This window comes from Paraperlucidibaca wandonensis (assembly GCF_042677145.1).
Taxonomy (GTDB): Bacteria; Pseudomonadota; Gammaproteobacteria; order Pseudomonadales; family Moraxellaceae; genus Perlucidibaca; species Perlucidibaca wandonensis.
Genome location: NZ_JBHTIT010000001.1, coordinates 1,206,982 through 1,226,114 on the forward strand (window position 1 = coordinate 1,206,982; position 19,133 = coordinate 1,226,114).

At 54.1% G+C, this 19,133-nt stretch carries 18 protein-coding genes; 15 read left to right on the forward strand and 3 right to left on the reverse strand.

Annotated elements, in window-relative coordinates:
• Positions 1-23 precede the first annotated feature (23 nt).
• Entirely contained in the window at positions 24-953 is a 930-nt protein-coding gene (locus tag ACFQ0F_RS05620; RefSeq protein ID WP_379069944.1) for a LysR family transcriptional regulator, read from the reverse strand.
• 78 nt (positions 954-1,031) lie between these two features.
• Here ACFQ0F_RS05620 and ACFQ0F_RS05625 point away from each other — a divergent pair, with 78 nt between their 5' ends.
• The 6 genes from ACFQ0F_RS05625 to ACFQ0F_RS05650 all read left to right on the forward strand — a co-directional run bounded on the left by ACFQ0F_RS05625 (position 1,032) and on the right by ACFQ0F_RS05650 (position 6,916).
• Positions 1,032-2,264, forward strand: a complete 1,233-nt coding sequence (locus ACFQ0F_RS05625; RefSeq protein ID WP_379069947.1) for an acyl-CoA dehydrogenase family protein — start codon at positions 1,032-1,034, stop codon at positions 2,262-2,264.
• Between the two features lie 74 nt (positions 2,265-2,338).
• Positions 2,339-3,181 (forward strand): SDR family oxidoreductase, encoded by an 843-nt coding sequence (locus tag ACFQ0F_RS05630; RefSeq protein ID WP_379069950.1) that lies wholly within the window; start codon positions 2,339-2,341, stop codon positions 3,179-3,181.
• A 16-nt stretch (positions 3,182-3,197) separates the two neighbouring features.
• Complete coding sequence (locus ACFQ0F_RS05635) at positions 3,198-4,265, forward strand: phosphotransferase family protein (protein WP_340674515.1); 1,068 nt, start codon at positions 3,198-3,200, stop codon at positions 4,263-4,265.
• Entirely contained in the window at positions 4,265-4,957 is a 693-nt protein-coding gene (locus ACFQ0F_RS05640; protein ID WP_379069953.1) for a histidine phosphatase family protein, read from the forward strand. Before ACFQ0F_RS05635 ends, ACFQ0F_RS05640 begins: the two co-directional genes overlap by 1 nt.
• A 14-nt stretch (positions 4,958-4,971) precedes the next feature.
• Complete coding sequence (locus ACFQ0F_RS05645; protein ID WP_379069956.1) at positions 4,972-5,715, forward strand: SDR family oxidoreductase; 744 nt, start codon at positions 4,972-4,974, stop codon at positions 5,713-5,715.
• A 94-nt stretch (positions 5,716-5,809) separates the two neighbouring features.
• Positions 5,810-6,916: an SMP-30/gluconolactonase/LRE family protein gene (locus tag ACFQ0F_RS05650; RefSeq protein ID WP_379069959.1), complete on the forward strand. Its 1,107-nt coding sequence runs from the start codon at positions 5,810-5,812 to the stop codon at positions 6,914-6,916.
• 298 nt (positions 6,917-7,214) lie between these two features.
• Here the strand turns inward: ACFQ0F_RS05650 and uvrB are convergent, their stop codons facing one another.
• On the reverse strand, positions 7,215-9,242 hold the full coding sequence (uvrB, locus tag ACFQ0F_RS05655) for an excinuclease ABC subunit UvrB (protein WP_340674542.1): 2,028 nt from the start codon (positions 9,240-9,242) through the stop codon (positions 7,215-7,217).
• 168 nt (positions 9,243-9,410) lie between these two features.
• Between uvrB and msrB the strand changes: the two genes are divergently transcribed.
• Together msrB and msrA are read left to right on the forward strand one after the other, a co-directional pair.
• Complete coding sequence (msrB, locus tag ACFQ0F_RS05660; RefSeq protein ID WP_379069962.1) at positions 9,411-9,947, forward strand: peptide-methionine (R)-S-oxide reductase MsrB; 537 nt, start codon at positions 9,411-9,413, stop codon at positions 9,945-9,947.
• The gene (gene msrA / locus ACFQ0F_RS05665) at positions 9,947-10,609 is read left to right on the forward strand and encodes a peptide-methionine (S)-S-oxide reductase MsrA (RefSeq protein ID WP_379069965.1); all 663 of its coding nucleotides are present in this window, start codon (positions 9,947-9,949) and stop codon (positions 10,607-10,609) included. The genes msrB and msrA overlap by 1 nt, the downstream gene beginning before the upstream one ends.
• Here the strand turns inward: msrA and mtnP are convergent.
• Positions 10,589-11,461, reverse strand: a complete 873-nt coding sequence (mtnP, locus tag ACFQ0F_RS05670) for an S-methyl-5'-thioadenosine phosphorylase (protein ID WP_379069968.1) — start codon at positions 11,459-11,461, stop codon at positions 10,589-10,591. The genes msrA and mtnP overlap by 21 nt on opposite strands.
• A 110-nt stretch (positions 11,462-11,571) precedes the next feature.
• Between mtnP and ACFQ0F_RS05675 the strand changes: the two genes are divergently transcribed.
• The 7 genes from ACFQ0F_RS05675 to ACFQ0F_RS05705 all read left to right on the forward strand — a co-directional run bounded on the left by ACFQ0F_RS05675 (position 11,572) and on the right by ACFQ0F_RS05705 (position 19,112).
• Entirely contained in the window at positions 11,572-12,669 is a 1,098-nt protein-coding gene (locus tag ACFQ0F_RS05675) for an FAD-dependent oxidoreductase (RefSeq protein WP_379069971.1), read from the forward strand.
• 90 nt (positions 12,670-12,759) lie between these two features.
• Entirely contained in the window at positions 12,760-13,722 is a 963-nt protein-coding gene (gene arsS, locus ACFQ0F_RS05680) for an arsenosugar biosynthesis radical SAM (seleno)protein ArsS (protein WP_379069974.1), read from the forward strand.
• Positions 13,723-13,782: 60 nt separating this feature from the next.
• On the forward strand, positions 13,783-15,927 hold the full coding sequence (locus ACFQ0F_RS05685; protein ID WP_379069977.1) for an FAD-dependent oxidoreductase: 2,145 nt from the start codon (positions 13,783-13,785) through the stop codon (positions 15,925-15,927).
• The gene (locus ACFQ0F_RS05690) at positions 15,927-16,658 is read left to right on the forward strand and encodes a TIGR04283 family arsenosugar biosynthesis glycosyltransferase (RefSeq protein ID WP_379069980.1); all 732 of its coding nucleotides are present in this window, start codon (positions 15,927-15,929) and stop codon (positions 16,656-16,658) included. Before ACFQ0F_RS05685 ends, ACFQ0F_RS05690 begins: the two co-directional genes overlap by 1 nt.
• A complete protein-coding gene (locus tag ACFQ0F_RS05695; RefSeq protein ID WP_379069983.1) occupies positions 16,655-17,272 on the forward strand; it encodes a TIGR04282 family arsenosugar biosynthesis glycosyltransferase in 618 nt (205 codons plus the stop codon). Before ACFQ0F_RS05690 ends, ACFQ0F_RS05695 begins: the two co-directional genes overlap by 4 nt.
• Before the next feature lie 12 nt (positions 17,273-17,284).
• The gene (locus tag ACFQ0F_RS05700) at positions 17,285-18,028 is read left to right on the forward strand and encodes a DUF3047 domain-containing protein (protein WP_379069986.1); all 744 of its coding nucleotides are present in this window, start codon (positions 17,285-17,287) and stop codon (positions 18,026-18,028) included.
• A gap of 13 nt (positions 18,029-18,041) precedes the next feature.
• The gene (locus tag ACFQ0F_RS05705) at positions 18,042-19,112 is read left to right on the forward strand and encodes a methyltransferase domain-containing protein (RefSeq protein ID WP_379069989.1); all 1,071 of its coding nucleotides are present in this window, start codon (positions 18,042-18,044) and stop codon (positions 19,110-19,112) included.
• Positions 19,113-19,133 lie beyond the last annotated feature (21 nt).

Below are 19,133 nucleotides of genomic sequence, written 5' to 3' on the forward strand. Positions count from 1 at the left end.
CACACGCACCGCATTAAGCGTTATTACGTCTGTAGCGCTTGAAACAGCTGCTCACGTAGCCAAATTAACGCCGGCTCGGTTTCGCGTTGACGATGCCAATAAGCATGCAACTCTAAATCAGGCAGCGCCAAGGGCATCGCCATCACGGCAAGGCCTGAGCTCAGACGTACTTGTCGGCGTGGCATCGTCAACAAGCAATCACTGGCGGCAACCACTTTGCAGGCCGCCTCATAATGCTGGCAGCGCAGCACCACTTGGCGCTCAAAACCGAGTTTGGCCATGGCCATATCTTCCACGGCACGACCAGTTCGGCGCGACGAAACAATGACATGTTGAGCAGCAAAATAACGCTCGCGCGTGAGCTTCATGGGCTGGCGCGCGACCACCACGAAGTCATCGCTAGCTAAGGCGGCATGAGCAATATCTGGCGATACTTGTTGCGCGACATCGATGGCGATATCTAAACGCCTTGCAGCTAAGTCGGCGCGTAGGTTGCTGCGGTCCAAGCGCACGCTGGAAATTGGCACCGCTGTCGTATTTGAAAGCGTGGCGTCTGAATCCGGCGCGTGCAAAAACTGCTCACGCAAATGCGCGACCAAGGGCGGCAGCAAGCTCGGCTCCAGCTCATCATTCATGGCAATGGTAACTTGGGTAATATCGCGCTGCGGATCAAAATCATGGCTACGCGCAGCGGCTAGGCGCAACAAATTCAGCGCAGCATCAATATCTGGCCACAGCTTATCGGCCACCACCGTTGGCATCACGCCCTGCCCTTCGCGCACAAACAATGGGTCATCCAAAGACTGGCGTAACCGACCAATGGCATGGCTCACTGCCGACTGACTCAGGCACAGTATCTCAGCCGCGCGCGTAAGACTGCGCTCGCGATAAACAACGGCAAAGACACGATAAAGATTCAAATCGATCTGGCGTAGATCATTCATATTATTCATGACTCACTATGACAAATATTCACTCGATGCATTATATGCCGTGGTCTAGCATCAATGCATCGAAAACGGAGGTGACGTATGCATTTTGAACTCAGCGAACGCGGTCAGGACTATTTGGCCCGCGTAAAAACCTTTATGTGCGAACACATCGAGCCCATCGAGGCTGAGTTTTGGCGCGACGTGCAGACTCTAAATCCAGATGGCAACTGGCGTAACTGGCAACACCCACCGATATTAGAAACGCTAAAAGCTAAGGCCAAAGCACAGGGCTTATGGAACTTGTGGATGCCCGATGCCGAACTAGGCGCCGGCTTGAGCATTGCTGAATACGCGCATATTGCCGAGCAAACCGGCCGCAGCCTCATCGCGCCAACGGTGTTTAACTGCAACGCACCCGACACCGGCAATATGGAAGTGCTCTGGCGCTATGGCAACGAGGCGCAAAAAGCCCAATGGCTAACGCCCCTGCTCGCCGGTGAAATTCGCTCGGTTTTTTGCATGACCGAACCGGAAGTCGCCTCTAGCGATGCCACCAATATGCAGGCCACCGCCATTGTTGAAGGCGATGAAATTGTGCTCAATGGCCGCAAATGGTGGTCTAGCGGCATTGGCGATCCACACTGCAAAATTGCTATTTTCATGGCACATACACCGAACGCGGAGGCCAGCCGTCACGGTCAGCACTCCATGGTCTTAGTGCCGCTAGACACGCCCGGCGTTGAAATCGAGCGCATGCTGCCGGTGTTCGGCGATTTCGACGCCCCGCATGGTCATGGCGAGGTCACATTCACCAATGTGCGCGTGCCCGTGGCGAACTTTATTGGCGGCCCCGGCCAAGGTTTCTCCATCGCGCAAGGTCGCTTAGGCCCAGGCCGCATTCACCATTGCATGCGCTGCATTGGCGCCGCCGAAAAAGCCCTTGAGTTGATGATCGATCGCGGTTTATCGCGCACGGCATTTGGTAAGCCGCTGCTGAACTTGGGTGGCAACCGCGAGCGTATTGCCGAGGCACGCATTGCCATCGATCAAGCCCGCCTACTGACGCTCTACGCAGCTTGGAAAATGGACGCCGTCGGCACCTTTGCGGCGATGACCGAAATCTCGGCCATCAAAGTGGTAGCGCCCAATGTCTTGCAGCAAGTGGTCGACATGGCGATTCAAATCCACGGTGGTGCTGGCGTCTCCCGCGACACACCACTAACGGCGTTTTTTGCGCAAGCGCGCAGCTTGCGCTTGGCCGATGGCCCTGATGAAGTCCATAAAGGCGTGATTGCGAAAATCGAAATCGCCAAACGCGACTTCAAAGGCTAATTTTCATCCATAGATGTTAAGTCTTGTGGTTTAGCCGCTAGACTCCAGAATAACTTGACCGAGCAGTCACCCCTATGAGCGATGTACAACGTGTGTTTATTACCGGCGGCGCTAGCGGCTTAGGCCGAGCCTTGGCAATTCAATACGCCCGCGCCGGCTGGGCTGTGGCCATTGCCGACGTGCATGATGGCCGTGGTGCTGAAACCTTAAAAGAGCTCAGTGAGCTGGCAAAGCAGGCAGGCACCGCTGCACGTTTTGTCCCGCGCTATTTTCATGCCGACGTAACCTGTGAGGCTGAGCTACAAGCTATTGCCGATGCACTGGAGGCCGATTGGCAAGGCATCGACGTGCTCTATAACAACGCCGGCGTAGCTCAGGCTGGTGCCATTGAAGATGTGTCGCTGAGCGACTGGGAATGGATTGTGAATATCAATCTGCTCGGCGTGGTGCGTGGCTGCAAGATTTTCACGCCAGGCTTTAAACGCCAAGGCAGTGGTCACATTGTTAATATCGCCTCCATGGCAGGCCTCTTGGATGTGCCACGCATGGCCTCATACAACGTCACTAAGGCTGCCGTAGTTGCGCTCTCCGGCACCCTCACCCATGAGCTGATGGACGCTGGCATTGGAGTTAGCGTGGTGTGCCCGTCATTTTTCCCGACCAACCTTGAAGACACTATGCGTTCGACAGATCCTGGTCTGAAAAAAATGATGAATAAGCTTTTGGCCAGCGGCAAACTCAGTGCCGATGAAGTGGCCGAGCGCATCATCGCCGGCGTAAAAAAAGGCCAGCAACACATCCTGCCGCATGAGTCTGGCGAGCGTTTATGGCTACTGAAGCGCTATCTGCCACAAGGCATGTATCGCTATGTTTTCCAGCGCAGCATTCAGCGCATGAAGCCGCGAAATAAGCGCTAAACCACGAGATATAAAAATGGCATTGATTGATGTAGGCGGCGCCATTCGCGCCGGTGAAGACTTAGACACAGCGGCAATCGATCGCTGGCTACGCGAGCATTTAAATGACTTGAGCGCAGGTCTGCCCGAGGTTACGCAGTACAGCGGCGGCGCCTCAAACTGGACTTATCGCCTGCAATACGCCAATCACGATTTGATTTTACGCCGCCCACCAGCGGGCACAAAAGCGAAATCGGCGCATGACATGGTGCGTGAATATCGTGTGCAGGCAGCTTTGGCTGATGCCTATCCGGTGGTGGCGAAAATGGTGGCGCTCTGCCAAGACGCCGAAATCATTGGCTGCGATTTTTACGTCATGCATCGCATCGAAGGCATTATCCCGCGCGCAAACTTACCGAAAGAATTAAGCCTCAGTCGCGAGCAAGTACGCGAGCTTTGCACCAACACCCTAGACCAGCTGATTGCACTGCATGAAGTTGATTATCGTGCTGTCGGTCTTGAACAACTCGGCAAAGGCGATGGCTATTGCAAGCGCCAAGTCGATGGCTGGTGCGACCGCTACGAAAAAGCACAAACTTGGAATGTGCCTCGCTACAAAGCCATTCGCGCATGGCTGAAAAAACACACGCCAGCTGACGTCAAAACCTGCATCGTACATAACGACTGGCGCTTCGATAACGTCGTGCTCGACCCTTCCAACCCAACGCAAGTTATCGGTGTCTTAGATTGGGAAATGGCCACGCTAGGCGACCCATTGATGGAGCTTGGCAACGTTTTAGCGTATTGGATTGAGCCCACTGATGGCGGCATTTTGCGCAAAACTCGACGCCAACCAACCCATCTCGATGGCATGCTCACTCGCCGTGAAGTGGTGGCTTACTACCAAGCAAAAACTGGTATTAGCATTGAACATTGGGCGTTTTACGAAGTCTTTGGTCTGTTCCGCGTTGCCGCGATTTTGCAGCAAATCTACTACCGCTATTACCACAAGCAAACCGATAACCCCGCCTTCAAAAGCTTCTGGTTAGTTAACTGGGCAATCTGGCAGCGCTGCCGCCAAGTCATTCGCGAGGATGGCCACTAATGCCGGCACTCACCTTAATTCGTCACGGCCAAGCTTCATTCGGCGCCGCCAATTACGACCAGTTATCAACATTAGGCTACAGCCAAGGCGAGCGCTTAGGTCAGGCCTTTGCAGAGCGCGAGGAAGCCCCGACTCATGTATTTATTGGCGGCATGCTAAGGCATAAACAAACTGCTGAAGCCTGCCTCAATGCGGCTGGTTTAAAAGCTGAGCTTATTTGCCTAGATGGCTTTAACGAGTTTAATCACGAACAAGTGCTTGAGCGCTTCGAGCCGCGCTTTGCCGATCGCGCCGACTTCGCCAAGCTGCTCGCGAGCTATGAAAACCCGCACAAAAGCTTCGCTGCATTATTTCGCAATGCCCTGTTGCGTTGGGTCGATGGCCAATATGACAGCGATTACGATGAATCGTGGAGCACCTTTCAAGCTCGCTGCAATGACACTGTGGCAGAAGTCTTTAGCAAGCTCGGCAGCGGTGACAGCGCCTGGGTCTTTACCTCTGGCGGCTGTATCTCGGTAGTTGCACAAGCACTGTTAGAGCTCAGCGATTCAGCCGCGCTAAAAGTGAACTGGACGCTGGCCAACGGCGGTCTCACGCAACTCAGCCAAGGCCGCGGCACTCGCCAACTCATCAGTCTCAATGAACACGGACACTTCACTGGCCGCCATCGCGAGCTACTGACTTACCGATAATTTAGGAACTTATTATGCGTAAAACAATTTTAATCACCGGCGCCAGCTCTGGTATTGGCGCTGGCATGGCTCGTGAATTTGCTGCACAAGGCTGCGACCTTGCTCTCTGCGCACGTCGCTTGGAGCGCTTGGCCTCCTTACGTGATGAGCTCACGCAAGCCCATGGCGTCAAAGTCAGCATCCGCGCCTTAGATGTGAATGACTACGATAGCGTGTTTGATGTGTTTGAAGATTTCGCCAGCGAGTTTGGCCAAATCGATCGCGTCATCGTCAATGCCGGCATTGGCAATGGCCGGCGCATTGGCAAAGGTCATTTCGCCATTAACCGCGCCACCGCCGAGACCAATTTCGTTGCCGCTTTGGCGCAATGTGAAGCTGCTGTTGGCATCTTTCGTCGGCAAAATGCGGGCCATCTCGTCACCATCTCATCGATGAGTGCACGCCGAGGCCTGCCAAAACACCTCACTACTTATGCCGCTAGTAAAGCCGGCCTTGCACATTTAAGCGAAGGCATCCGCGCAGAACTACTCGATACGCCGATAAAGGTGACTACGGTATTCCCCGGCTATATTCGTACCGAACTCAATGATGGTGCGGGCAAACTGCCCTTTGAGGTTAGCGCCGAAGTTGGTGCCCGCGCCTTGGTGAAAGCCATCAACCGCGAGCCTGGAAATTGCTCAGTTCCAGCCTGGCCATGGGCGGCCATGGGCTTTCTTATGCAACACCTGCCCTTGCGTTTGGTTAGTAAATTAAGCTAAACAAGTGCGCTGCTGCTGGTAACCTCCAGCAGCGTGTCATTTCAAAACAATAATTTGCCACTACTGTAGTGCGATATAAAAATAAGGAAGCCTCATGAGCGCTCGCCCCTTTTTACTGGCCGTACCGGTCGTTATTTTGGGCTGGCTAACGCTAGCTCCCACCACCGTTGAGCCCGTCAGTTGGCAGCCACCCGAAGCGCCTTCGCAGAAATCTGGCGTATTTAAAAGCAACGATGATTTACGCAATATTCAACGCATCGGCGACCTCGACATTCGCGGCCCAGAAGCGCTTCTTCTCGATGACGAAGGCTTTCTCATCACCGGCCTAGCCGATGGCCGCATCATTCGCACCAGCCTCGATGGCAATAGCTTGAAAGTCATTGCCAACACCGGCGGCCGACCACTCGGCCTAGCTCGCCACCCCGATGGCCACCTCATTATTGCCGATGCAATTCGCGGCCTCATTTCAGTCAGCGACGATGGCGAGATCAAAGTGCTCAGCACGAAAGCTGGCGACCGAGCCTTCAAATTTGTCGATGATGTTGCCATCGATAAAGCTGGCCGTTACGCCTACTTCAGTGACGCCTCTAGCCGCTGGGGCTATGGCGAAGATGGCACCGCCATCATGGAACATGCCGGCGATGGCCGCTTACTACGCTACGACTTCGCCAATGGCGAAACCACGGTATTACTCGATGGCCTAGAGTTCGCCAACGGCGTCGCACTCGGCCCTAACGAAGACTATGTGCTGGTCAATGAAACCGGCGCTTACCGAATCAGCCGTGTCTATTTGAGCGGTGACAAAGCCGGCCAACACGATGTCTTTATCGACAATCTTCCCGGCCTACCCGACAACCTAAGCTTCAATGGCACAGACCGCTTTTGGGTAGCGCTTTACACGCCGCGCAACCCACTGCTCGATGCATTTTCCGACTACCCCTACGTGCGCAAAATGCTAGTCCGCGCCATGCAGGTTTTACCTGCGCCGATTGCTCATCGCGCCATGATTATTGGCCTAGATAGCGATGGCAAGGTTGTTGCTAACCTGCAAAATAGCAGCTCCGATAGCTACGCACCGATTACTACCGTGCGCGAATACGATGGCTGGTTGTACTTGGGTTCGCTCAAGCAAAAGAGTTTGGCCCGCTGGTCACTTGTAGGCCTGCCTAGTGCTGATAAAACACCCGCTGCTTCGCAATAATCAAGGACTTATCTCGCAAAACAGTCTGCTCGCAGGTTATCCCCAATTGCTGTGGATAACTTTGTGGGCAAGTCCGAGGATAACGGCCGGGGTCCGCACTACAAGCGGCCTCTGACCGTTTGGCGCTTTTTTCAACGAATACTTATCATCGATTAAAATCAATGACTTAGCCTGTTTGTACAGTTTTTCGTCGGCTAAGTTAGCATTCGCTCAGCAAATGCACAGCCACCCTAGTGACATGTGCACAACATTCGTGCATTGCACGCTGTAAATGCCTAAAAATACGGCAAAAACCTCATTACCCTGCCACTAACAACTGAGACCGTAGCTGTGAGATGTGATCACGGATGCGCCCAGCTTCCTCAAACTCCAAATTACGCGCACTAGCCATCATGGCCTTCTCCAATACGGTAATTTCAGCGGCAATAGCCTTCGGATCGCGCAAATTCACCAAGCTGCCCGTGCGATCGCCGCCACGTTTACTACGCTTGCCGCCACCATTCGCTGCTGCTGCCCCGGCATAAGTTTCCAAAATATCACTGACTGGGCGCATAACGCCTTTGGGTGTGATGCCATGCTCAAGGTTAAATGCTATTTGCTTGTCGCGGCGTCGATCAGTCTCGGCAATGGCGCGTTCCATTGAGCCTGTGATGCGATCGGCATATAAAATTGCCTTACCATTTAAGTGGCGTGCAGCACGGCCAATGGTCTGAATCAAGGCTCGCTCGGAGCGCAAAAATCCTTCTTTATCGGCGTCTAAAATAGCCACCAAGGACACTTCGGGCATGTCCAAACCTTCGCGCAATAAGTTAATGCCAACCAGCACATCAAATACGCCCAAACGTAAATCACGAATGATTTCGACGCGCTCAACAGTGTCGATGTCGGAATGCAGATAGCGCACTTTCACGCCATGCTCATTAAGATATTCGCTCAAATCTTCCGACATGCGCTTAGTTAGCGTCGTCACCAAGACCCGCTCATTAACAGCAACACGTGTGTGAATTTGCGAGAGCAGATCATCGACCTGTGTACTAGCTGGGCGTATCTCAATTTCAGGATCAACCAAGCCGGTCGGGCGTACCAATTGCTCCACGATCGCCTCAGCTTTCTCGGCCTCATATGCGCCAGGCGTGGCCGAGACAAAAATAGTTTGCGGCGATATACGTTCGAATTCGGTGAACTTCATCGGCCGGTTATCCATTGCCGATGGCAGACGAAAACCGTAAGTCACTAGATTATCTTTACGCGAACGGTCGCCGTTATACATGCCGCCAATTTGCGGCACAGTGACGTGCGACTCATCAATAAATAACAACGCTTCAGCTGGCACATAATCAAACAAAGTGGGCGGTGCTGAGCCCGGCTCACGGCCCGATAAATAGCGCGAATAGTTTTCTATGCCTTGGCAATAACCGAGCTGTTGCAGCATCTCTAAATCAAACTTTGTGCGCTGCTCAATACGCTGAGCTTCAAGCAGCTTGTCATTGGCGCGATACCACTCGATTCGCTCTTTAAGCTCGATCTGAACTGACTCGATAGCCGCATGAATGCGTTCCTGCGGCGTCACATAGTGCGTTTTTGGGTAAATCGTCACGCGGGCAACGCGCTGGCGTGCTTCACCGGTTAGCGGGTCGAACCAGTAAATCGACTCCACTTCTTCATCGAATAGTTCAATGCGCACTGCCTGTGCATCAGACTCAGCTGGATACACATCGATGATGTCGCCGCGTACGCGATAACAGCCGCGAAAAAACTCGATGTCATTGCGCTTGTATTGCAACTCAGCCAAACGCCGCAAAATGCCACGTTGGTCGATGCGATCACCGCGAGCAATATGCAGCAGCATTTTCATATATGACTGTGGATCGCCCAAGCCGTAAATCGCCGATACCGTGGCTACAATGATGGAGTCTCTACGCTCCAATAAAGCACGGGTCGCCGATAACCGCATCTGTTCGATATGCTCGTTAATCGCCGCATCTTTCTCGATGAAGGTATCTGAAGACGGTACGTAAGCCTCAGGCTGGTAGTAATCGTAATAAGACACGAAGTATTCCACCGAGTTGTTCGGGAAAAACTCTTTAAATTCACCGTATAGCTGTGCCGCCAAGGTTTTATTTGGCGCCATAATGATCGCTGGTCGCTGCATCTGCGCAATGACATTGGCCATGGTGAAAGTCTTGCCTGAGCCAGTGACACCCAGCAGCGTTTGATGGCTTAAGCCATCGCGCAAACCTTCAACCAAGCCAGCAATGGCCGTTGGCTGATCGCCTGCCGGCTGATAGCGCGATACCAGCTGAAATTCGCCTTCGGCCTCAGGCATAACGCTGGCCTTCACGCTCTGATCAGCTGAAATTTTTGCACTCGGCGCGGCTTTTGACCCTGCTTGTGACATTGGCAACCTCTCAATTTAGGGCCACAGTGTAACGCTGAAGGCCTTGCTCGTGTCTAAAACACAGGCACCACACATGGCTGCCTTAGGAGCACTCTAATGAATCGTCGCACTGCATTAAAAAATACCTTTTTAGGCACGGCCATTGTCGCTGCTGGCGCCTGGGCCTCGAAACCATTAGCGCATGCCAGCGGATTTTTTCACGATGACAGCAAGGCATTCGGCACTCTGGCGAAGCCGGCAAGCTTTTGGCGCGATAAAGTCAGCGAGAAAGCCTGGGCAGTGCTGTTTGAAGAAAATACTGAACGACCAAACTCCAGCCCTTTAAATGCCAATAAAAAGCTCGGCACTTTTGTTTGTGCGGCCTGCTATCAGCCTTTATTTAAAAGCGCTCAAAAGTTTGAAAGCGGCACCGGCTGGCCAAGCTTTTTCGATGTCATCCCGAAAGCGGTTGGCACCAAAGACGATCGCAGCTTATTCATGTTGCGCACGGAATATCATTGCGCCCGTTGCGGCGGCCATCAAGGTCATGTGTTTAAAGATGGCCCAGCGCCAACCGGCTTACGCTATTGCAATAATGGCTTAGCACTGGCCTTTGTCGATGAAGGCACTGAACTGCCTGCGCTGCGAGGTTAATGATGAAAATCTCTTGGATAAAAGCCGGTGTAGTAAGCGCGGCATTGGCTTGCACTGCCGCAATAGCGTTGGCCGCAGCCAGCACCAGCTCAACAAGCACTGCATCAACAACTGCTAGCGCAAAGCCTGAAACGGCTAGCGCCATTTTTGCCGGTGGCTGCTTTTGGTGCAGCGAGTCTGACTACGAAAAACTGAAAGGCGTGACAGAAGTTGTCTCAGGCTATATCGGTGGCAAATCGAAAAACCCTAGTTATCAGGAAGTGTCTGCTGGTGGCACCGGGCATTACGAAGCTGTGGAGGTTTTCTACGACCCATCCGTGGTCAGTTACGACACACTGGTGAACTACTTCTGGTCGCATCACGACTATCTAGATAACGGCGGTCAGTTTTGCGATCGTGGCTCGCAATATGCACCAGCTATTTTCCCGCAAGACGCGAAGCAACTAAACATTGCCAAACGCAGCCTAGCGGCATTTCAGCAGCGCGTTAAAGCTAAAATTGCCACCAAAATCGTCCCCGCCAGCACGTTTTATGCTGCCGAGGATTATCACCAGAACTATTACAAAACCAACCCCGTGCGCTACAACTACTACCGGCTGTCTTGCGGCCGCGATAGTCGAATTGATGCTCTTAAAGCCGATTTAAAGCCGGCGCGCAATTAAAGCGGCTAGGCGCTCGCGCACCTCAGGAGCCATATCGGCAGGCGAAGTAATCAAGCCAGCATCGAGCGCGTTATGCGCAATCGATGCTGGCCAGCTTGCCGCCAGCAGCTCAATAGCTTTTGCCACCACCGCCTGCGCCTGCTCGGCATTACGCATCAAATTCATAATCGCCATATTGGCACTCACATGTGCCTCTTTCGGGTGCCAGCAGTCGAAATCGGTGACCAGTGCCAGCGTGGCATAGGCCATCTCGGCCTCACGCGCCAAGCGTGCTTCCGGCATATTGGTCATGCCGATAATGTCGGCTTGCATGGAGCGATACCAATGCGATTCGGACTGCGTAGAAAACTGCGGGCCCTCAATGCAGACATAAGTCGCGCCAACGTGCAGCTCAACATCGACAGGCTTCACCTCACGCACGGCCTCAGCCAATACCGATTGCAGCGCCAAACACACCGGCTCCGCTAGCGAGACATGAGCAATGGCGCCTTGACCGAAAAAGCTCTGCGCGCGCTGCTTGGTGAGATCGATAAACTGGCTCGGCAGCACCATATCCAGCGGTTTCATATGCTCTTGCAACGAACCCACGGCCGACACCGCGATGACATAATCCACGCCCAAAGATTTCAGTGCATAGATATTGGCGCGATACGGTACTTCGCTGGGCAGAAAGCGGTGACCACGGCCATGGCGGGTTAAAAACGCTACCGGTACACCACTCAACTCGCCAGTGACAATCACATCCGATGGCATGCCAAACGGCGTCTCCACCACTTGCTCTTGCACATTGGTGATGGCTGCCATTTGATAGAGTCCACTACCGCCAATTACGCCAATTCGTGGCTTTGCCATCTTGCCCTGCCTTTTCACAAATGAATACGAGCTGAACTTTTACCATGCCCTGACATGCTAAGGTCAAGCCACTATTCTGCATTAACTCAATCCAGTGAGGTCACTTAGCATTGACTATAGACACCACGCCCGAGCCAAAACACTTAGTCCTGATTGGCGGCGGCCACGGCCATTTGGCGGTACTTGAAGCTATGCGCCAGCATCCTTTCCCAGCACGCGTAACGCTGGTGACGCCCGATCCCATGCTGACTTACTCAGGCCTGCTGCCCGCTTATCTCGCCGGCCATGTGCGCTTGGAGCAATGCCAAATTGCCGTGGCCGACTATGCTAAAGCGGCCGGAGCTACCGTGGTGCTCGATACGCTCATTAGCCTTGATGCCGAACGGCAATGCTGCCAGCTCGCCAGCGGCAAAACCGTGCACTATGACTTGCTCTCGCTAGACACCGGCAGCGTTACCGCCAAGCTTTCAGGCATTGCTAGCGCTGAAACAGAGGTGTTGTCGGTGCGCCCATTAAATGGCCTGCTAACAGCTAAATGCCCTAACAAAGTCGTCGTCGTTGGCGCAGGTGCAGGCGGCATTGAGCTGGCGTTTGCCTACGCTCATCGCGGTGCAGAAGTGAGCTTAGTCAGCGGCACTACATTGCTTCCCGGCCATCATCGCCGAGTAGCAAGAACCACCGCGCATTGGTTGAAAAAACGCGGGATAAAAATACGCAGCGGTCGCGCGCAGCTATGCCCCATCGGCGTGAGCTTAGATTCTGGGCATGAGTTGGCCGCTAATTTAGTCATTGTTGCCACCGGAGCTAGTGCCCCCGAATGGATCGCAGAAAGCGATTTGCGCCGCAGCAAAAATGGCTTTATCGCCATCAATGACACCCTGCAAAGCCAATCACACCCGAGCGTATTTGCCATTGGCGATGTCAGCGCTCCCGAACACCTTGCCATTACAAGAGCAGGAGTTCACGCGGTGATGGCCGGCCCTGTATTGGCAAAAAATCTACGGCATGCCCTAAACCATCACTGCCAAGCACGCTGGCAATTGCTGCCCTACCGGCCAAAGCCTGTTTCGCTGTTTTTACTGGCCACCGGCCCTGAGCACGCGATTTTATCGTGGGGGCCACTAGTACTTAGCGGCCGTTGGCTCTGGTGGCTGAAACGTTGGATCGATACACGCTTTGTCGAGCGCTACCGTTTAGCCGATTTATAAGTATTCCCACTCTGCGCAATTGCGCCTGTAACGAACAGGCCGCAGCATGCGTCTATTCATTACCAACACCTATTAAGACTAGAGACTCCTATGCTAGCCACGCTGCCACTACTTGAAGCCACCGACTTCCCCGCGATTCGCCGTCGCGCCATTGAGACGCTGCAAATCAACCTTGGCTATAAGTGTAACCAGCGCTGTTTGCATTGCCACGTTAACGCCGGCCCTACGCGCACCGAAATGATGAGCGATGAGATGATCGATCTCATCCCTGAGATTCTCAAGCGACATAATATTCGCCAGCTCGACTTAACCGGTGGCGCGCCAGAAATTCATCATCGCTTTCGTGATGTCGTGCGTGCGGCTCATGCGTTGGGCGTGCAAGTGATTGATCGTTGCAATCTGACGATTTTGTTTGAACCTGGCCATGAAGATACCGCTGCTTTTCTTGCTGAACATAACGTCACCGTCGTGGCCTCGATGCCCTGCTATAGCGCAATAAATGTTGATAAGCAGCGTGGCGATGGCGTCTTCGATAAAAGCATTAAAGGCCTGCAGCAGCTCAATGCTCTGGGCTATGGCAGCGACCCAAAGCTCACATTGAACTTAGTCTACAACCCGCAAGGCCCAAGCCTGCCGCCCGACCAACACGCGCTAGAGATCGACTACAAACGCGAACTGATGGCGCATTTTGGCATTCGCTTTAATCAGTTGTTTACGCTTGCCAATATGCCCATTCAGCGCTTTGGCAGCATGCTGATTTCTAAAGGCCAGTTTCACGACTATATGGATTTGCTCAAGGCTAATTATGCCGCCGGCAACCTTGCCGAGCTGATGTGCCGCAGCACCATTAGCGTGGATTACGAAGGCTCGTTGTATGACTGCGACTTTAACCAGCAGCTAGGCTTGCGCCTGCCTGATACAGAGAATGCTGCGCCCAATCTGCGCGATTTACTCCACAGCAATTACGACAATAATCCGATTCATATCGCAGATCATTGCTATGGCTGTACCGCCGGCCAAGGCAGCAGCTGTGGTGGTGCGCTGCATGACTAAGGTCACTGATTCGCTTTATCGGTTTATTTTCAACACTTCGCCCGCTTCGAGTATCGCTTTATGAAAAAATGGCTAATCGCCGCCGTCGTCATTACGGCCATCGTTACCCTGCAACAATCCGGCGTGCTCAATGTCCTTAGCCTTGACGGCCTGCGCGAAGGTCAAGCCCAGTGGGCACAATGGCAAGCTGAGCAACCACTGCTATTTGCTGGTAGCTTCTTCGCCATCTACGTGGTCGCCACGGCTCTATCACTGCCGGGCGCCGCTATTTTAACGCTCGCCGCAGGTGCTTTATTTGGCCTCGTGCAAGGCACCATTTTGGTCTCCTTTGCCTCCACGCTTGGCGCGACGCTAGCCTTCCTATTATCGCGCTATTTATTCCGCGACAGCGTGCAAGAAAAGTTCAGTGCCCGCCTCAAGCCCATCAACGACGGTATCGCTCGCGATGGCGCGCTGTACTTATTCACGCTACGACTAGCACCCGTGTTCCCGTTTTTTCTCGTCAACTTACTCATGGGCCTCACGCCAATTCGCGTCTGGACCTATGCCTGGGTTAGTCAGATCGGCATGTTTGCCGGCACCGTGGTCTATGTAAATGCTGGCACACAGCTGGCGCAGCTAGATTCATTAAAGGGCATTATTTCACCTGCGATGCTGCTCTCATTCGCCCTACTCGCCATCTTTCCGTTTATTGCCAAAGCCATCACCAGCTGGCTGCAACGCCGTAAAGTCTATGCACGCTGGCAGAAGTCTAAGACTTTCGATCGCAACCTCATCGTTATCGGTGCCGGTGCCGCTGGTTTGGTCAGCGCCTATATCGCCGCCGCCGTGAAGGCAAAAGTGACCTTGATCGAGGCACATAAAATGGGCGGCGACTGCCTGAACTATGGCTGTGTGCCGAGCAAGGCCTTGATTCGCAGCGCCAAGCTCGCCAAGCAAATGCGCCATGGCGAAGACTATGGTCTGGAATCACACACTGCGCGCTTTAGCTTTCGTGCCGTGATGGCCCGCATCCATGCTGTCATCGCCGCCATCGAGCCGCATGACAGCGTTGAGCGCTACACCAACCTCGGTGTCGATGTCCGCCAAGGCTACGCCAAACTCATCGATCCATGGACCGTGGAAATCACTCAACCCGATGGCCAGAGTGAGCGCCTGACCGCGCGCAGCATCATTATTGCCGCCGGTGCTGCACCGTTTGTACCACCGCTGCCGGGCTTAGCCGATGTCTGCGTCACCAGCGATACACTGTGGGCTAAATTTGCCGAACTAGACCAAGTGCCAGCACGTTTGGTTGTGCTTGGCGGCGGGCCGATTGGCTGCGAATTAGCACAAAGTTTTGCCCGCCTCGGCGCCAATGTGACGCAAGTGGAAATGGGCGATCGCCTACTCGCTCGCGAAGATATCGACGTTTCTGCCTACGCCCTAGAAAGCCTAGTTCACGATGGCGTAAACGTGCTGACACAACACAAAGCCTTGCGCGTCGAAGATGGCAATACCTTAGTTATTGAGCATGAAGGCAGCGAACAGCGCATTGTCTTTGATGAAATCATTTGCGCCGTTGGCCGCTCACCGCGCCTCAGTGGCTATGGCCTAGAAGAGTTAGGCATCCCCACTGCGCGCACGGTCACCACCAACGATTATCTGGAAACGCTCTATCCCAATATTTATGCTGCTGGCGATGTCTCTGGACCCTATCAATTTACTCACGTCGCCGCTCATCAAGCCTGGTATGCCGCAGTCAACGCTCTATTTGGCCAATTTAAGCGCTTCAAAGTCGATTACCGCGTGATTCCTTGGACCACGTTTATTGACCCAGAAGTCGCACGCGTGGGCTTGAGCGAGCAAGAAGCGGCAGAGCAAGGCATCGCTGTCGAAGTTACGCGCTATGGTATTGATGATCTTGATCGCGCCATTGCCGACAGCGCCGCCCATGGCTTTGTGAAAGTACTCACGGCGCCAGGCAAAGATACGATTTTGGGCGTGACCATTGTCGGTGAACACGCTGGCGACTTGCTCGCCGAATATGTCTTGGCAATGAAGCATGGCCTTGGGCTAAATAAGATTTTGGGCACGATTCATACCTACCCAACCTGGGCTGAGGCGAATAAATACGCGGCTGGCGAGTGGAAACGTGCGCATGCGCCACAAGGTGTGTTGCGTTGGGTTGAGCGCTATCACCGCTGGATGCGAGGTGGTGATTAATGCCCACAAGCAACTCGAGAGACCAAGCAGTTAGCGCTGAAAGCCGCCATGCTGCTGGCATCTCAATTATCGTGCCGGTACTCAATGAGGCCGAGCTAATCGATGAACTGATTGGCCGCCTCAAGCATTTGCGCGAACTCGATGCTGAGATAATCATTGTCGATGGCCAAAGCACAGATGCCACTACCGAACACCTCGAAGGCGCGGGCTTTACCGTGCTGCGCTGCCCACAGCGTGGCCGAGGTTATCAGCTTGCGCTTGGCTCAACGCTTGCCACACATGACAACTTACTGTTTTTGCATGCCGACACCGTGCTGCCTAGCAATGCCTTGAGCCTAATCGAACAAGCACTCGCGACTGGCAGTGCCTGCTGGGGCCGCTTCGATGTGCAAATTGCTGGCACCGTACGCGGCCTAAACATGGTCGCCTTCATGATGAATTGGCGCTCGCGCCTCACCGGCATTGCCACCGGCGACCAAGCCATATTTATGACGCGAGCAGCACTGACCGCCGCCGGTGGCGTGCCTAAACAAGTCATCATGGAGGATGTCGAACTCAGCAAAAAGCTGCGCCAGTTAAGCGCGCCGGTGTGTCTGCGTCAGCGCGTAACGACATCGGGTAGACGCTGGCAGCGCGACGGTTTATGGCCAACGATTTGGCTGATGTGGCGGCTACGTTGGCGCTATTGGCGCGGTGCTTCCGCCGAGACTATTGCTCAGGAATACGCATGACCGCTTTAATTATTTTTGCCAAAGCGCCAACACCAGGCCGCTGTAAAACACGTCTGAGTCCAGCACTTGGCGAGCATGGCGCCGCCGACTTAGCCGCACGCATGCTCGCCACCACCCTCGAATTTGCGCAAGAAGCAGGCTTTGCCGAGATCATCTTATGTAGCGATCCAGCACCTGATGATGTCGCGTGGCAAGTTCAGAACCTGCCTGAAAACATCACTTGCGTAGCGCAGGGCGATGGCGATTTAGGCGCGCGCATGCAGCGAGCTGCCGAGGCTGCCTTAGCCGATCATCAAGCCGTGATTTTGGTCGGCACTGACTGCGTTGAACTCAGCAGCGACTGGTTGCGCGAGGCCAGTGCAGCGCTCGCCGAACACGATGCTGTCATCCACCCCAGTGAGGACGGCGGCTACACTCTGCTCGGTCTACGCAAGAGTCATAACAGCTTGTTTAACGCGCTGCCGTGGAGCACAGAAGCGGTGGCGAAAATCACCTATGAGCGCCTCGATGCGCTGGGCTGGAACTATCAAATCCGCGCACTCAGCCACGATATCGATACACCGGAAGACCTTATTTACCTGCCCGATCATTGGCCTTTGCCAATGATTCGCTAAGCCGAGCTCATCATGAAAACACACTCATTTTTACTACTCACTGCCGTGATAAGCAGCGCACTCATTAGCACCTCAGTCAGCGCCGATCCCATTGCGCTGAGCCGCTTTACCGAACCTGCCGCCAACGTACCGGCACCATGGCAGCGCGCACTCATCAGCAGCAAACTCAAGCCCACCGAGTATCGCGTCAGCACCGTCGATGGCATCACCGGCATCGAGGCCACAGCCGATAACAGCATGGCGCTCATGGGCCGAGCTGTGAGCGTTGACCTGGCAAAAACGCCGGTGCTGTGCTGGAGTTGGCGCATCGATGCACCATTGAAAAATGCCAATATGAAAACCAAAGCGGGTGACGATTACACCGCCCGCGTCTATGTCGCACTCAGCATCCCAGCAGAAAAAATGAGCTTTGTCACACGCGCTAAACTCAAGATTGGCCGCGCCATCTTTGGCAGCCAAGTGCCCGACGGCGCACTGAACTACGTCTGGGATAACCGCTACCCCGTCGGCACATCCATGGCCAACGCCTACACCGATCTCACTCGCATGATCGTGGTCAATTCCGGTCCTGCGAAAGCTGGGCAATGGGTCAGCGTGCGTCGCGATTTAAGTGCGGACATCCAAAAATACTTCCCTGATCAAGCAGCAAAACCCGCGCTGCTCGCCGTGGCTTCAGACACCGACAATACCGGTGAAAAAGCCCATGCCTATTTCGCCGATTTCCGTCTCACCACGCGCGATGACACATGCCAGTAATAGGAGCCTCAAAATGACCACATCAACAAATCAGGCCACACTCGATAGCGTGCAGGATTATTACGGCCGCCAGCTGCAATCCAGCGCCGATTTAAAAACCACGGCCTGCTGCGATTTCTCCTCCATGCCGAACTGGCTAAAGCCGCTGCTCAGCAATATCCATCCTGAAGTATTGTCGCGCTATTACGGCTGCGGCTTGGTCTGCCCGCCCTTGCTCGAAGGCTGCCGCGTGCTCGATCTTGGCAGCGGCACTGGGCGCGATGTCTATGCACTGGCGCAATTGGTCGGTGCCAGCGGCGAAGTCATCGGCGTCGATATGACCGATGAGCAACTGGCCGTAGCAGAGAATCATCGCGCCTGGCATGCCGAGCAATTTGGCTTCGACAATGTGCGCTTTATCAAAGGCTATATTGAAAAACTCGATGAGCTCGGCCTAGAAGACGCCAGCTTCGATGTCATCGTGTCGAATTGCGTGATCAATCTCTCGCCCGATAAAGACGCCGTACTGCGCGAGATTCAGCGCCTACTCAAGCCCGGCGGCGAGTTTTATTTCAGCGATGTTTATGCCGATCGCCGAGTGCCCGAGGCCGTACGCGCCGATCCCGTCATCTATGGTGAATGCCTCGGTGGCGCACTGTATTGGAATGATTTCGTCTCGCTGTCTAAGCGCCACGGCTTTGCCGACCCACGCTTGGTCGAAGATCGGCCATTGGCGATTACCGACCCCGCCATTGCCGCCGTGACCGGCACGCTGCGCTTCTTCTCGGCGACTTACCGCTTGTTTAAGCTCGATGGCCTAGAACCCGCTTGCGAAGACTATGGTCAGGCTGTGATTTATCGTGGCAGCGTGCCCGATAACGCCCATGCTTTTGTGCTCGATAAACACCATTACATCGAGGCCGGCAAAGTCTTCCCGGTCTGCGGCAACACCTGGGCCATGCTCGCCGACACGCGCTTTCGCGAGCACTTCGAGTTCATCGGCAACTTCAAAACGCACTATGGTTTGTTCGCCGATTGCGGCGGCAGCGTGCCGTTTGACGCGACGATAAATGCAGGCAGTAACGATGGCGCCAGTTGCTGCTAATTGCCTAGCAAAACATGACGC